This window comes from Wolbachia endosymbiont (group A) of Pogonocherus hispidulus, assembly GCF_964028195.1.
GTDB lineage: Bacteria > Pseudomonadota > Alphaproteobacteria > Rickettsiales > Anaplasmataceae > Wolbachia.
Genome location: NZ_OZ034750.1, coordinates 884,578 through 899,825, shown reverse-complemented (window position 1 = coordinate 899,825; position 15,248 = coordinate 884,578). Strand labels below are relative to the sequence as shown.

Sequence of the window (15,248 nt, the reverse complement as noted above, 5' to 3'; positions counted from 1 at the left end):
TCAACGCAAAGGTAAATAAAAAAAATTAATTAGTCAATAAATTAATAATTAAAATGGGACAGTTTTTAGATTGTTGATGCTATTCAAGATTTTACTATAATTAAAGTTTAAGCCAGCATTTTTAAGATGAATAAAGAGTTATTAGATGACATACCTTCACTTGAAGATAAAGCAGTTTTCGAAATTGAGAATGCTTCTTCTTTGCAAGATTTAGAAAAAGTTAGGCTATCATATTTGGGAAAAAAGGGTGTAATTAAAGCTTATTTTGACAACTTAAAAGAGATAGAAGACGCAGGAAAAAAGCGCAATTTAGGCGAAGTTATCAATGTTTTACGTAATAAGCTAGATCAGCTTATAATGAATAAGGAAAATATACTAAAAGCCAAAGAAGTTAACTTTAAATTGCAGAACGAGGCGGTTGATATCACGTTGCCCGTTAGACCAGAAAAAATGGGCAAGGTCCATCCACTCAGTAAGGTTATAAATGAAGTAAAGCTTATTTTTGCACATATGGGTTTTAAAGCAGTTGATGGCCCTGACATTGAAGATGAATTTCATGTATTTGATGCACTGAATACTCCAAGTCACCACCCTGCACGAGAGGAGCAAGATACCTTCTACTTAAAGAATAAAATAGATGATAAAAGAATGGTACTGCGCACTCACACCTCATCTGTGCAGATTAGAACCATGGAAAAAACAAAAAAGTTCCCAATTAAAATAGTAGCTGCAGGTAGAGTATACAGAAATGACTTTGATGCAACTCACACTCCTATGTTTCATCAGATAGAAGGGTTATATGTCGATGAAAGTGTCAATATGGGCCAGTTAAAATTTACTATTCATCACTTCCTTAATAAGTTTTTTGGAGATAAAGGGCTGAAGATACGTTTTCGTAATAGTTTTTTCCCTTTTACCGAACCTTCTGCAGAGGTGGATATAAGTTATAAAGGTAGTAAATGGATAGAAGTGCTCGGATGTGGAATGGTGCATCCAAATGTCTTTCAAAATGTTGGAATAGACCATACTAAATACAACGGTTTTGCGTTTGGTATTGGTATAGAAAGGCTTGCAATGCTAAAATATCAAATTGGCGACTTAAGGAGCTTCTATGACAACAAAATCAGCTGGCTTGATCATTACGGTTTTCATTTTTCATCTTTAAGATAAGTGATAAGTAAAACTCATACGTTCATTATACTTGCTGCAGGGCATGGCAGGCGGATGAATTCAGATTTGCCTAAGGTCCTACACAAAATAGGCGGTTTTTCCATGCTCCAGCATGTAATTTACAGTGCAAAACAGCTAAATCCTAAAAATATTGCTGTTGTAGTTGATCAGCCTTTAATTGAAAGACTAAAGTGCTTTGAGGATATACAGTTAATTACACAAGAATCAACGCTCGGTACGGGAGATGCGGTCAAAACTGCGATGAGAAACCTGAAAGAATTGCCAGATTCGAGCATAATTATTGTGCAGTATGGAGATACTCCGCTCATAAAAAGCAGCACAATAACTAAAATGGTTAGTTGCTTAGAAGGCAAGGCTCTAGTTTGCCTAGGTTTTAGGGCAAGCAATAAAGAATATGGTAGGTTAATCATTGAGAATGGTTCCTTAAGAGAAATCGTAGAAGCAAAGAGTAATAAAAATAATCATGAAGAGTTTCTTGCCAATGCTGGAATAATGGTTGCATATGCAAAGAATTTACGTGAATTGGTGGAGAAAATAGAGTGCAATAGCTCAACTCATGAATATTATTTGACCGATATAGTTTCTATTGCAGTGAAGAGTAATTTAAATGTCGATTACGTGATTACCGGTGGAGAAGAGGCAACGGGAATAAATAACAGAAATGACCTTATAAAAGCTGAATTTTACTTTCAAGAAAACAAAAGAAAATTCTTTACCAACTCCGGAGTAACGCTTGTTGCTCCAGAGACTGTTTTCTTTTCTCTTGATACGCAAATTGCCAGAGATTCAGTTATTTACCCATATGTTTTTTTCGGTACTGGAGTGAAAATAGAGTCTGGTGCGAAAATACTACCATTTTCGCATTTAAAAAACTGCTTAATTAAAAGTAATGCTGAGGTCGGCCCATTTATCAGAATACGTGGAAACACAACAATTGGTAATAAGGCAAAAATAGGAAATTTTGTGGAAGTGAAAACAAGTGAAATTGGTCAAAACACTAGAATAAAACACTTAAGTTATATAGGAAATGCTAAAGTAGGGCAGGGGAGTAATATAGGAGCAGGCACTATTGTTTGTAATTATGATGGGAAAAATAAATATGAAACAAATATAGGGAGCAATTGCTTTGTTGGCGCCAATAGCTCACTAATTGCGCCGCTTAATATTCATGATGAATCTGTAATTGCAGCAGGTAGTGTTATAGTTGAGGATGTACCAGAAAAAAGCCTTGCAATAGCAAGAGAAAAACAAGTGATTAAGAGAATAAAGTAGTCTAATTTAATTATGTTGTTGTATCATTTTTAATATTATATATGTGCATACCAGTATTAATGGGGTAAAATGAAAAAATTACTTACTTTAGCTATATTATCTACCGTTTTTTTGGCAAAACCATGTTTTGGAGTTGATTTTATTAGAGATAGAATCTATACTTCTTCGTCATACAGTTCTGGCGATTTTAGTTATAGTATCGGTTATCACTACACAAACAGCGTAAAAATTTCAGTTGAGCCTATTATTTCAGTTGCAAGTATTTTTGAAGGAAAACTGCAAGGAGGAATTTTGGCAAATTTACGTTATCACTACGAGTTTACAAACACAGATATCACTCCATATGTTAATGTTGGTATAGGTGCTGCTATCGATTTTGTTGGACAGTCAAAGTTTGGTTTCTCATATAAAATAAGCTCTGGTCTTGATTTTCCGCTTTCTTCAAGGACAAGTGTTTTTGCTGGTTACCGTCTATTGAAAGCATTTGAAGATTATAATCATGGATTTGAGCTTGGAATAAATTCTAACTTATAAAACCCCAACTGAATAGCAACAGGTTGTACTTTTTTCAAATTGAAGCTGAATTTTTGCTAGATAATTAATAAGCCATATTATGGAGTTTTAATTAGAGACCTGCTGCAAAAGAAAAGTGAAGGGTTTTTAGAGATTAAAAATGATCAAGTTTTGCTTCTGTTCAAAATAAGATTTTTTGAGAATTAATTATTGTCTGAGAAAAAGTAGATAAAGGGTGAAAAAAGATAGAAGTATTTAAGTAGCTTAAAAGAACATTAAGTCGTGTTTTTTATTTATATTGACAGCATATATGACATCGTTTACGATTAAAGTTAATAACAATAATTTATATTTATCATGTTTGCAGTAATTGAGACTGGTGGAAAGCAATATTTAGTAAAAGAAGGTAGTATAATAAAGGTAGAGAAGTTAGAAGCTGAAGAAAAAAAAGAGGTGGAAATCAATAAGGTGATTTGTATTTCAAATAATGGCTTATCTTATTCATCTAATGCTACTGTTAAAGCTGAAGTATTGGAGCAGTGCAGGGGGAAAAAAATTATAATCTTTAAGAAGAAAAGAAGAAAAAATTACCGTAGGAAAACTGGTCATAGGCAGTATATAACTGTTCTTCGTATAAATGAAATTAGTCTTCAAAAGTAAGAGGTAAGATATGGCAACTAAAAAATCAGGTGGTAGTTCCTGTAATGGTAGAGATTCAGCAGGTCGTAGGTTAGGAATAAAGAAGAATGGGAAGGTTATTCCTGGTAACATAATTGTGCGCCAAAGAGGCACAAAATTCCATCCTGGGAAGAATGTTGGTATAGGTAAAGATCATACGATTTTTGCCAAAGTAGAAGGCTGGGTCAGCTTTAGAAGGTCAGCAAATAAAAAGACTTTTATTGATATCTTGCCTACAGATAATATGAAAGCTTCAGCTTGAATAAATCAGGGGTCTGTAGCTCAGGTGGTTAGAGCGCACGCCTGATAAGCGTGAGGTCGGAGGTTCAACTCTTCCCAGACCCACCATTTAGTAATTGCTAACTGTGTTTTTTATAGCGGTTTTGGTATTGTATCAGCAGAAACCTAAAGCATGAGTTTATATAAAAATTTAATAACCAGTGAATCAGTTGCGGCTGGTCATCCAGATAAAGTAGCAGATCAAATTTCAGATGCAATACTTGATGAATACCTTTTTACTGATCCTTTTGCGCGAGCTGCAATAGAGACTTTAGTCACCAAAGATAACGTTATTATAGCTGGGGAAGTATTCGGACCTAACATCAAAAATAGCAGGATTGAAAGTATTGTACGGAATACAATAAAAGATATTGGTTACGAGCATGATGGTTTCCACTGGAGAAAGGTGAAGGTAAATATATTGCTGCATGAGCAATCAAATGACATTGCAATAGGGGTGGATCAAGGTGCTGGAGATCAGGGCATAATGTATGGCTATGCAACAACAGAGACAGAAAACCTTATGCCGGCACCCATTTTTTATGCACACTCGATTCTGAAAAATATCATGAGTGTGGTGAGAGAAGCAAAGCTTGGTCCAGATGCAAAATCGCAAATTACTTTGGCATATGAGAATAACCTCCCGGTACGTGCTGAAAGTATTATTGTCTCAATACAGCACCCTGAGGATTTGGATCAATCAAAAGTAAAAGAAATAATTTATCCTTACATAGTTTCATCTTTACCTAAAGGGTGGATATGTCCTGAGGAAAATCTCTTAGTCAATCCAACTGGTAGATTTGTTATTGGTGGACCGGTTAGTGATTGTGGATTAACCGGACGAAAAATTATGGTTGATACTTATGGAGGTTATATTCCACACGGTGGAGGGGCATTTTCCGGAAAAGATGCAACCAAAGTTGATAGATCTGCAGCTTATATGGCAAGATACCTTGCTAAAAATATTGTCTTTGCAGGTTTGGCTAAACGTTGTCTTGTGCAGCTTTCTTATGCAATTGGTATATCAAAACCTACTTCATTCTATATTGATACATTCGGTACAAATACGGTAGAGGAAAGGGTAATTAAAAAGTTTATCGAGAATAATATAGATTTATCAACAAAAGGCATAATTAAGCATTTATCGCTTGATCGTCCTATATATAAACGTACAGCCTGTTATGGACATTTTGGTAAAGAGTCAGAAAATGACGGTGGATTTTCTTGGGAAAGCATGAACTTGTCTGCTGATCTTTGTAGAGAATTCAATATAGAAGGTAATAGTAAAATTTCTTTAGATTGCTAAAATTTTTGATTTACAGCCTCATATTTATATACTAGCTTATTGTTGAAGTATAATTGCTTTTTCATAATAATTATACTATATTAGTGATAATTATTATATTCAGTTTTTATTGTGAGGCTCATAAAATGTATAACGGAATAGAAGAAAAACTTGACAATGTAATTGTAAAAGAGTTTTCCGATCTTATTGATAAGACGAAAGAACATCCTTTTTATGTTGCATTAGTAAATGGTACGTTAGATTATAAAAGATTTAAATTTTACCTTAAGCAGGATTTTCTATGTTGTATAGATTGCGCTCGTGCTTTTTTAATTATTGCAGCTAGAGTTGATGATATTGAAATGATGAGTAGTTTAATCAATTTGGCACAAGGAGCATTTTATGTTCGAGAACAGTATAAAAAATATTTTGAAGATTGTGATCTATCTGATGATCACAAAAAGTCAAGAGCTTGTTCTACCTTTACTGACTTTTTCATAAGTGTCGCATATCACAATTCTGTTAATGAAGCTTTAGTAGCATCTTATTCTTGCTTTAACATATACCAAATCGTTGTACGCTATATGGTAAATGAGATAACAACTAAAGGGGTTAAAAATAACAAATACAAAGAGTGGATCAACATTTATAGTAGCGAAACAGTAAATGCTGTAATTGATGAGGTTACTGATATTACAAATAAGCTATATAAAAAAGCTAGTGACTGTGAAAAAAAGAGGATGTATGAGTTTTTTAAGAAAGGGCTGGAATTAGAAATAATGTTTTGGGATGAGGCATATTACTCTAATATATCTAGCAAAGAATATTAGCAGCGGATTATTTACGTTAACTTGATCTTTTATCGGTAACTACAGTGTTCAGTGGCATAATTAGGAGCTGTTACGGGTCAAATCTTTTAAAGGATATAATTGAGCATCCTTTTAATGTTGAGTTAGCGAATAACACTCTAAATATAGAGAACTTCAAATTCTATGCTCAACAAGATGCGTTGCTCTTAGGTGATTATATTCGTATCACCTTAATTACTGCATCCAGAATGGAAGATTATAGTAGTATTATCTCGCTTGCTGAAGTAGCCCAAAAAGTAGTGACTGTTAATAGAGTGCTATATGACTACTACTTTACTATGTACGGTATAAGTCGTGGAAAGAAATCTCTTGAGTGTTTTAATTTCGCTAATTTTCTTTTATCCATCTCGTATAGTAATACCTATGAGGCTATGACGGTTTTGTATTCTTGCATGTTTATACACAAGACTGTCGTTGATAGCATAAAAAATAGATTCAAGAAAAATAATAGATATAGGGATTGGTTTGATTTTTGTTACAGTGATTCAGTAAAGTCTGGATGCATTGTTTTGGAAAATATTGTTGATGAATATTGCAGCAGAGCAAGAGAAAATGAAAAGAGCAGAATGCTTGAGTTGTTTAGAATAACTGCACAATTTGTGTTAGATTTTTTGAACGGTGCATATAATTTTTCAAGATTCAATCAAGATTTTAAGAAATATTGACAATTTTAAGCTAATTTGTATCCTTAATAAGTATTTTTTAAAATGCTATGAAAAGTAAAGAACATGATTTTCATTTAGTGGATCCAAGCCCTTGGCCAATTGCTATATCAGCAGCAATTCTTATTCTTGCACTTGGATTAGTTGGCGCGCTTCATAAACAAATTTTCGGAATGTTTGGTTTAGTTTTAGGCATCTTCGCGGTATCAGGGGTGCTGTTCTACTGGTGGAGAGATGTAATAAGGGAGGCCATTTATGATAAATGTCATACTACCATTGTAAAACATGGACTCAAATTTGCAATGTACTTATTTATTCTCTCGGAGGTCGTATTTTTTATAGTGTTCTTTTGTTCATTCTTTAAAGCCTGGCTTGATCCAGTTTTTTTATTTGAGGCGTTTTCTCCTGCAAAAAAAGTTGAATGGCCCCCTGAGGGAATTTTGCCACCTGATCCGTGGTCACTACCATTCATGAATACATTAATATTATTGCTTTCTGGTACAACAATTACTTGGGCAAATCACTCTTTACTTGAAAATGATAAAAAGAGCATGATTAAAATGCTGTCCATAACTATATTGCTTGGGGTTTTTTTTATAATAGTGCAAGCAATAGAGTATCATGAAGCAAGTTTTTCTCTACAAGAAACAGGAGAAAAGCTTATTTATACATCCAATTTTTATATGATTACCGGTTTTCACTGCGCACACGTTATAATAGGAATAATATTTTTATCAGTGTGTTTATTTAGAGCGCGGAAAGGCCAATTTACACTTCAGGACCATTTGTGCTTTGAGTTTGCCTCCTGGTATTGGCACTTTGTAGATGTAGTCTGGATATTTTTATTTTTATTTATTTATTGGTTAAGCGTTTATTAAGTGGTTAAAATAATAGGTCTAGATCCAGGGATAAGCAAGACTGGTTGGGCCATTATCAGCCTGAACGAGAAAAATAATATTGAATTTTTGGGCGGCGGTACCATATCAACTGATGGTAAATTGGGTACAGGTGAACGCTTACATATAATTTTTGAACAATTAAAGAAAGTAATATTTCAATATTCTCCGAATGAAGCTGCAGTAGAAAAAATTTTTGTTAATAAAAATCCTAAATCTTCACTAACTTTAGGATATGCAAGAGGGGTTGTAATTTTAGCGTTAAAAATAACAAAGCTAACTATGAATGAATATGATGCAAACTATGTAAAAAAAAGCATTACCGGAAATGGCCATGCTGATAAGGATCAGATTATATTTATGGTGAAGCAAATAGTTAAAAATTTGAGTATAAAATGCCACCATGCTGCTGACGCTCTTGCTGTAGCAATTTGTCATGCTTATACGAAAGGTTCTTGTTTTGTTGAGTAACTTTGTATCTGTTCAGATGCATGGCTAATGTACAAATACTGAAACAAAAATTCCAGTGCTTCCTTTCTTGTCATCCCAGTGCTTGACACTGGGATCCAGATAGGGCACTAAGTTGGTAAACACGAAAGCCTTTACAACGTTTTTGATGGAACTGTGCGAAAGGACTGGATGCCAGTGTCACGCACTGGCATGACACCCATTTGTTCCTATAGTTGTTTTTTCTCGTCTACCTTATTTTGCCACTCTGCTGAACAGATACGTAACTTTTATATGAGATTCAGTTTGAAGATTTCCAGATCTGGAAAAACTATTTGATTGTATTTATCTTGTCTAACGTTCGTTGCAAAATAATACATGCGGAGATTTTATCATCTATTTTTTTCGATTTTGTGATTGATATTCCAGTAATTTTTAGTGCATGAGTTGCGATAGATGTTGAGAAGCTTTCGTCTTGTAAGTATATATTTACTTTATATTTTTTTATTATTTTATTTGCGAATTGGATTATGGTTTTACACCATTTAGTTTCTTGCTCGTCCATTTTGAATGGTAGTCCTATTACCATTGATCCAGCTTCATTTTCTTTGAATATTCTATGCAGATAACCTAAATCTTTGTTCATATTTTTCCTATAATATACACTATGAGCTGTGGCTATAAGCTGTGTTTTATCGCTAAATGCTATGCCTAGTTGCTTTTCTCCCATGTCAAGGCACATTATGCGCTTATCTTTTGGAATAGACTTTAGAAACTCATCTGGATTTCTATGTAGCATCTATTAGACTTCCTTTAAAGCAAGAATAAGCAAGTAAATTGTGACATTACCCAGAAAAAGTAGAGAGAAAGTTAAGAAAATTTTTTACAAAAAGAATAATGAATCAAATTGCTCAGGAATGCAATAAACTTCTTGCATAACCCAAACTAAGTAGAAAAAAGGTATCATCCGAGTAGCTGACACTGGTTCCTTTATGACGGCAGTACCTTCTCCTGTCATCCCAGTGCCCCTATGATGTCATTCCAGTGCTTGACACTGGAATCTAGTCTTTATTATGCAGCCACTTATTTAAAGTTAAGTTTTCTAGATCCCAGTGCCTCCTTTTTTTGTCATCCCAGTGCCCAGACTACTTGGATCCAGGAAAAAGAATGGTGTCATGAAAGTAGCTGACACTGGTTCACTCTATAATAGCAGTGCCCCTATAATGTCATCCCAGTGCGTGACACTGGGATCTCATTTTACTTTATGATGATGTTATGAAAGTAGCTGACACTGGGATCCAGGAAAAAGAATGGTGTCATCCTAGTGCCTTAACTACTTGGATCCAGAAAAAAGAATGGTGTCATGAAAGTAGCCTCCTTCTCCTGTCATCCGAGTAGCTGACACTGGGATCTCATTTTACTTTATGATGATGTCATGAAAGTAGCTGACACTGGAATCCAGAAGACTTAATTTCAACTAAGTGACTGCATAATAAAGGCTAGATCCCAGTGTCACGCACTGGGATGACAAGAAGAGGGCTACTCGGATGACAAAAAAAGGAGCACTGGCCTACCTAGTAGAGATCGCTTTTGTAATTGCAATATTCGTGCAATCTTTAGCTATAAACATTAAGAAATTTACCAAATGAAAAAAAAGGCAAAAGAAGCTCCGTGGTGGTTGGCTATTTACTATGTACTAAAATATCGGCGTTTTTTTTATTCTAAAACGCTTGATTAAGAGCGATTTAGCTGCTTTTAACTTGCAACTAACCTACACCGCAAGTGTTTAAGAAATTTACTAAGCAGGAAAAAAGGCAAAGAAACCCCGTAGTAGCTAGCATTCAAATTCTCCCTTGTCAATTTGACGTTTTTTGCTGTCTTAAACGCTTTGTAAGCGCGTTTCGGCTTATATAGGTAAAAACCTAAAAATTTTTAAAGACATGCGATGCACGTAGTGCGAAAAATTAAACATGAGACGCCAAATACCCTAAGTTTTTTGTCATTAACCTGCACAGATTGCGAAGATAAATAAATAGCTTCAGTTTCATGATAAGGGGGCCGGCGAAGGGTGTCAAGCAAGTTTTGCATTTAATCCGTTTCTATGGGTAGAACAATCTGCATACCACTTAGCTAACATGAGTTTTGTTTTGACTTTTTGTGTTAATTTTGCAGAATATTAAGATTATCATTTGAATAAAATACATGACGAAAGAGGATTGGGAAGCGGTAATTGGGCTTGAGGTGCACGCTCAAGTTTCTTCTAATACGAAGCTATTTTCTAGCTCATCAACGGAGTTTGGTGCTGAGCATAACACTCAAGTTTCTCTAGTTGATGCGGCAATGCCAGGTACGCTGCCAATACTAAATTATTACTGCATAGAGCAAGCAATACGCACCGGTCTTGCACTTTCTGCAGAAATTAATAAGTGTTCTTATTTTGATCGGAAAAATTATTTTTATCCTGATTTACCGCAAGGTTACCAGATAACCCAGTTTTTTGAGCCAATAGTTAAAAATGGTAGAGTATTTATCAACGACAATGAAAAGGAAATAAGAATTGCGAGAATTCATTTAGAGCAAGATGCAGGAAAGAGCGTTCATGAGGAAAGCAGAACTTATGTGGATTTAAATCGTGCAGGGGTTGCTTTAATGGAAATTGTTTCAGAGCCAGATCTCCGTTCATCTGCAGAAGCTGCAGAATGCATGAAAAAATTGAGGCAGATTTTGCGTTACACTGGTTCGTGTGATGGTGATATGGAAAAGGGATCACTTCGTTGTGATGCAAATGTTTCTGTCCGCCTAAAAGGCAGTAATACATTTGGCACTCGTTGTGAAATAAAAAATCTGAACTCGATACGTTATATTGTGCAAGCTATAGACTATGAAATACAAAGACAAATTGAAATTTTAGAAAGTGGAGAAGAAATAAGTCAAGATACCTTATTGTTTGATGTCGCTTTGGGAAAAACAAAAGTGATGAGAAGCAAAGAGGATGCAAGCGACTATAGATACTTCCCTGAGCCTGATTTATTACCTGTTGAGGTAAGCCAGGAGAAAATTGATTTAATTCAATCATCTTTACCTGAGTTACCAGATCAAAAAAAGCTGCGATACATTGAGGAATTAGGTATCAATGAATACGATGCAAACGTCATTACTTCCGATAAGGCAATTGCTGATTACTTTGAGGAATTAATAAAAAAACATGATTCAAAGCTCGCGGTTACTTGGTTAACCGTAGAGCTTTTTGGTCGTTTAAATAAAGCAGGTATTGATATTGTGAGCTCCCCAATCAAAGCAAATGCCTTGTCGGAGCTCTTAGATTTTATCGTTGATGGAACAATCTCTGCTAAACTTGGCAAACAAGTGTTCGATAGTATGTTTGAAACTGGCAAACCTGCATCTCTCATCATAGAAGAGCAGGACCTAAAGCAAATAACCGATAGAGGTCAAATAGCAGAAGTTATCGACACAATCGTCAATAACAACCAAGATAGGGTTCAAGAATACAAAAGTGGTAAAACAAGATTATACGGATTCTTTGTTGGCGAAGTTATGAAATCCACTAAGGGAAAAGCCAGCCCCGATGTCGTGAATTCAATTTTGAGTGAAAAATTAAGTAATTAGTCACATTTTTTTATTTACATAACAGCACATCTCGTAGATATTCCAAGGTCTTTGTTACGATATCTGTATATCATGACATATAACTTTTTTACCATTTGTTGGTACTATTTTTAAAATTATGTGAGGTTGAGGATGCTTGAAAGATCGTCCTGCTCAGTGTTTAAATGCACCTTTCCTGGTATTATGTACCAAGTGGGATGGCTAATGCTGTTTCCTAAACGTGCAGTAGATAGGAAATATTCTTTTCACCTATTTATAGAGAAGGGGTCAGCTAAAGATTTTGATGATATCGTTCTTTGTTATGAACAAGACGGAAAGATAGTACATAGATTCATACAAATCAAGCATAAGAAAGGTAGGCACAAAAAAATCAGCATAGGTAAATTATTAACGCGGAGAAAGGATGGTGCGTTTGGCTTAATAAAATATCTCATTGCTTATTTAAAGATCAAAGATAATGGAGAGTTTGAGGGTGAAATAGAGGATTTTGTCATTGTCACAAATGCTGATTTTGATTCCGAGGGTTCGACATTGCATCCATTAAGAAAGCTGAGAATGATGTCGCGTGGAAAGAATAAAGAAAAGGAAATTTCAGTTATAAGGGTAGATACACAAGATGAGTTTCTGGATATAGGCAATGGTGCAAGATATAAATTTGATAGTAGCATTATCTCATACTTGCAGGAGAATAAGGATTTTGTAAAGCGTGAGGTAGGTAGAGAAGTCAGCGATAAAGAAATAGAAGACTTTTTAAATAAATTAGTATTTGCAGTCAATTTGCCAAGCGGAACTGAACTTAGTGAAATTATTAAGAGTGAGTTGGGCAAGGAATTCAGCAATACTGATGCAAGTCACTTCTGCAGTCGTTACCAGCAAGAGGTACTGATTTTGTTGGAAAAAGAGGGGGAGGAGTTTCTATCATACGAACAGGCGAAAGCCCTAATTGAAAAAATAAGAGAGGAAATTTTAGGAGCGGTTTGGTTTGGCATAATAGAGCCAGTGGCATCTTTTACTGGTAGAAGTAGTGAATTAAAAGCCTTACATGACGCACTACAAAGGAGCACGGGAGGCAAGCGGTGATATCGCAGGTTGCTACTATTAGTGGTCTTGGAGGAGTGGGAAAAAGTGAGTTAGCTAGGAAATATGCTTACAAGTATGGAAAGTATTATGGTGGCAATGTTATATGGATAAACGCTGAAAACTTTGAAGATATGAAAAATTCTTTCTTGAGGTTAGCTAGAAATAGATTAGGTATTTTTCCTAAAGATAAGTATGGAAACGACAAAACGATAGAAACTATTGTTAGAGAAGTATATGCTTTCTTCGCAAGAAGGAGGAGCCTGTTCATTTTCGATAACGTTCAAGAGTACAAAAAGATAAGTAAATTTTTGCCATTTTCTTTATCTCCTGATCTTAACAAGCCTCATATTTTGATTACCTCTCGTAATAAGGATTGGGGAATATCAGAAGATGAAGGAGAGATAAAAACAATACAGTTAGGTGTATTCAAAGAAACAGAGGCTTTGAAGTTTGTTAAGAGGGCTTTAAATATAAGAAATAATTTACAAGATGAAGAAATAAAAAATCTAACAGAGGAATTACAATATTTCCCGTTAGCTTTAAAACAAGCAGTTGCATATATTAATGAAAAAAATGTTGTACTAAGTTATAGGGGTAAAGAAAAAATTGGTGTTAGTGACTATCTGAAAAGATATGAAGAAGAGGCAAAAAAGCTGCTTGATTTTGAACTCAAAAATAAAAGTGACCGTTATACTAAAACAACATTCATAACTTGGAAAATTACAATTGACGCTATAGCACAAAAAGAATGTGGTTTTGAAGCTTTGAGTGTTCTGGAAATAATGGCCTACCTTGCTCCTGACAAGATTCGTATAGAAGAAATCTTTTCAAAATTAATAGCAGATGATGAAGAAAAGCTGTGGAATGCTGTTAAGTTACTCGATAGATATTCAATGATTGACTTAAAAGAGGGAGTGGCAAACATTCACAGACTAGTGCAGAAAGTAACTGAATTGAATTTACAAAAGGAAGGCCGAGAAGAAGAAGTTCTCAGAAAAGCTCTAGAGTTGATAAACAGTGGTGATTCAGCAATAGATAATTTTATTCATGTTGCATTTATTTGGGGACATGCAAGTAAGCACAATAGGTTGATTGATGAATTTTACTTTAATTCTATTTATGGTAGATGGAAATATACGCCGTTGCATTCGCTTGCTGAAAGTGGTGATTGTGAAGCAATTAGTGCAATAATAACACATATAGAAAGACATTACCCAGGTGAATTGGTAAAAACTGTTAATGTTGAGGACAATCACGGTCAAACTTTGCTGCACATTGCTGCTTATAATGGAAAATTGGATGTAGTAGAGTACCTTATCAGTAAAGGTGCTGACTTTAGTGCTAAAGACAAACTTAATAGTACTCCATTACATTCAGCTGCTGCTGAGGCTGGAAAATTAGACATAGTGAAATATCTCGTAAACAGGGGTGCTGATGTTAATGCCCAAAGTAAGTACTGCTCGACTCCATTGCACTATGCTGCTGAAAGTGGAGAATTGGATAAAGTAAAATGCCTAATCGATAAAGGTGCTGATATTAATGCTAAAGACGGATATGGCTGGATTCCATTACATTGTGCTGCTGAAAGTGAAAAGTGGGATATAGTGAAATACCTGATCAGTAAAGGTGCTAATGTTAATGCTAAAAACAAATATGGCTGGACTCCATTACATTATGCTGCTGGGAGTGGAGAATTGGACATAGTGAAATGTCTTATTAAAAATGGTACTGATGTTAATGCTAAGAATGAAGATGGCAACATTCCACTCCACCACTCTGCTGTTTTTTTTGGAAGTGACGATATTGCAGAATACCTTATTCGAGAAGGTGCTAATGTTGATGCTAAGAATAAGGATGGCAACACGCCACTACACTTAGCTGCTGAGAAGGGAAAGGCTGATATAGCAAAAATATTACTAAAACACAACGCAGATGTTAATGCTAGAAGCAATTGGAGAATGACAGCATTACATTATGCTGTTGGGAGTGGAGAATTGGACATAGTGAAATGTCTTATTAAAAATGGTACTGATGTCAATGCTAAGAATGAAGATGGCTACACTCCACTGCACTTAGTTGCTAAGGAGGGGGGAAGGGCTGATATAGCGAAAGTATTACTAAAACACAACGCAGATGTTAATGCTAGAAGTAATTGGAGAATGACAGCATTGCATTATGCTATTATATGTGAAAACTTAGCAATAGTAGAATTTATAGTTGAAAAAGGTGCTGATATTAATGCCAGGGACAGAAATAACAACACTCCACTCCACTTCGCTGCTATGAAGGGAAAGATTGATGTAGTTAAGATACTATTAGAGTACAACGCAGACGTTAACACTAAAAATAATGAAGGAAGAACAGCATTGCATTATGCAGCTAATAATAATTACCAGGAGCTTGTGGAATGTATCCGTTCAGCGGAGTGGTAGAATAAGGTAGACAAGGT

Annotated in this window: 17 protein-coding genes and 1 tRNA gene; 16 read left to right on the top strand and 2 right to left on the bottom strand. The window is 35.0% G+C overall.

The window, feature by feature from the left end; all coding sequences use genetic code 11:
• The first annotated feature begins 126 nt into the window (after nucleotides 1-126).
• The 11 genes from pheS to ruvC all read left to right on the top strand — a co-directional run bounded on the left by pheS (nucleotide 127) and on the right by ruvC (nucleotide 8,116).
• Entirely contained in the window at nucleotides 127-1,170 is a 1,044-nt protein-coding gene (pheS, locus tag ABWU58_RS04240; RefSeq protein ID WP_353282660.1) for a phenylalanine--tRNA ligase subunit alpha, read from the top strand.
• Nucleotides 1,171-2,463, top strand: a complete 1,293-nt coding sequence (gene glmU / locus ABWU58_RS04235) for a bifunctional UDP-N-acetylglucosamine diphosphorylase/glucosamine-1-phosphate N-acetyltransferase GlmU (RefSeq protein WP_353282659.1) — start codon at nucleotides 1,171-1,173, stop codon at nucleotides 2,461-2,463. It abuts the gene before it with no gap.
• A gap of 69 nt (nucleotides 2,464-2,532) precedes the next feature.
• Entirely contained in the window at nucleotides 2,533-2,997 is a 465-nt protein-coding gene (locus ABWU58_RS04230; protein ID WP_353282658.1) for a P44/Msp2 family outer membrane protein, read from the top strand.
• A gap of 336 nt (nucleotides 2,998-3,333) precedes the next feature.
• Nucleotides 3,334-3,636: a 50S ribosomal protein L21 gene (rplU, locus tag ABWU58_RS04225; protein WP_265043843.1), complete on the top strand. Its 303-nt coding sequence runs from the start codon at nucleotides 3,334-3,336 to the stop codon at nucleotides 3,634-3,636.
• 10 nt (nucleotides 3,637-3,646) lie between these two features.
• A complete protein-coding gene (gene rpmA, locus ABWU58_RS04220; RefSeq protein ID WP_096617064.1) occupies nucleotides 3,647-3,916 on the top strand; it encodes a 50S ribosomal protein L27 in 270 nt (89 codons plus the stop codon).
• 9 nt (nucleotides 3,917-3,925) lie between these two features.
• Nucleotides 3,926-4,002: transfer RNA gene (locus tag ABWU58_RS04215), tRNA-Ile, on the top strand.
• A 64-nt stretch (nucleotides 4,003-4,066) separates the two neighbouring features.
• Nucleotides 4,067-5,239: a methionine adenosyltransferase gene (metK, locus tag ABWU58_RS04210; RefSeq protein ID WP_353282657.1), complete on the top strand. Its 1,173-nt coding sequence runs from the start codon at nucleotides 4,067-4,069 to the stop codon at nucleotides 5,237-5,239.
• Between the two features lie 125 nt (nucleotides 5,240-5,364).
• Complete coding sequence (locus ABWU58_RS04205; RefSeq protein WP_353282656.1) at nucleotides 5,365-6,048, top strand: TenA family protein; 684 nt, start codon at nucleotides 5,365-5,367, stop codon at nucleotides 6,046-6,048.
• A gap of 44 nt (nucleotides 6,049-6,092) precedes the next feature.
• A complete protein-coding gene (locus ABWU58_RS04200; RefSeq protein WP_353282655.1) occupies nucleotides 6,093-6,752 on the top strand; it encodes a TenA family protein in 660 nt (219 codons plus the stop codon).
• Between the two features lie 47 nt (nucleotides 6,753-6,799).
• The gene (locus ABWU58_RS04195; RefSeq protein ID WP_353282654.1) at nucleotides 6,800-7,627 is read left to right on the top strand and encodes a cytochrome c oxidase subunit 3; all 828 of its coding nucleotides are present in this window, start codon (nucleotides 6,800-6,802) and stop codon (nucleotides 7,625-7,627) included.
• Nucleotides 7,628-8,116: a crossover junction endodeoxyribonuclease RuvC gene (ruvC, locus tag ABWU58_RS04190; RefSeq protein WP_253309367.1), complete on the top strand. Its 489-nt coding sequence runs from the start codon at nucleotides 7,628-7,630 to the stop codon at nucleotides 8,114-8,116.
• A 307-nt stretch (nucleotides 8,117-8,423) separates the two neighbouring features.
• Here the strand turns inward: ruvC and ruvX are convergent, their stop codons facing one another.
• Both ruvX and ABWU58_RS04180 read right to left on the bottom strand, forming a co-directional pair.
• Complete coding sequence (gene ruvX / locus ABWU58_RS04185; RefSeq protein WP_353282653.1) at nucleotides 8,424-8,891, bottom strand: Holliday junction resolvase RuvX; 468 nt, start codon at nucleotides 8,889-8,891, stop codon at nucleotides 8,424-8,426.
• Between the two features lie 84 nt (nucleotides 8,892-8,975).
• Nucleotides 8,976-9,110, bottom strand: a complete 135-nt coding sequence (locus ABWU58_RS04180; RefSeq protein ID WP_353282652.1) for a hypothetical protein — start codon at nucleotides 9,108-9,110, stop codon at nucleotides 8,976-8,978.
• A gap of 94 nt (nucleotides 9,111-9,204) precedes the next feature.
• Between ABWU58_RS04180 and ABWU58_RS04175 the strand changes: the two genes are divergently transcribed.
• From ABWU58_RS04175 to ABWU58_RS04155, 5 genes are all read left to right on the top strand, one after another.
• Nucleotides 9,205-9,360, top strand: a complete 156-nt coding sequence (locus ABWU58_RS04175) for a hypothetical protein (protein WP_353282651.1) — start codon at nucleotides 9,205-9,207, stop codon at nucleotides 9,358-9,360.
• Between the two features lie 7 nt (nucleotides 9,361-9,367).
• Complete coding sequence (locus ABWU58_RS04170; RefSeq protein ID WP_353282650.1) at nucleotides 9,368-9,490, top strand: hypothetical protein; 123 nt, start codon at nucleotides 9,368-9,370, stop codon at nucleotides 9,488-9,490.
• A gap of 804 nt (nucleotides 9,491-10,294) precedes the next feature.
• Nucleotides 10,295-11,719, top strand: a complete 1,425-nt coding sequence (gatB, locus tag ABWU58_RS04165; RefSeq protein WP_353282649.1) for an Asp-tRNA(Asn)/Glu-tRNA(Gln) amidotransferase subunit GatB — start codon at nucleotides 10,295-10,297, stop codon at nucleotides 11,717-11,719.
• Nucleotides 11,720-11,851: 132 nt separating this feature from the next.
• Nucleotides 11,852-12,799: a hypothetical protein gene (locus ABWU58_RS04160; protein WP_353282648.1), complete on the top strand. Its 948-nt coding sequence runs from the start codon at nucleotides 11,852-11,854 to the stop codon at nucleotides 12,797-12,799.
• Entirely contained in the window at nucleotides 12,796-15,231 is a 2,436-nt protein-coding gene (locus ABWU58_RS04155) for an ankyrin repeat domain-containing protein (RefSeq protein WP_353282647.1), read from the top strand. The genes ABWU58_RS04160 and ABWU58_RS04155 overlap by 4 nt, the downstream gene beginning before the upstream one ends.
• Nucleotides 15,232-15,248: the final 17 nt, after the last annotated feature.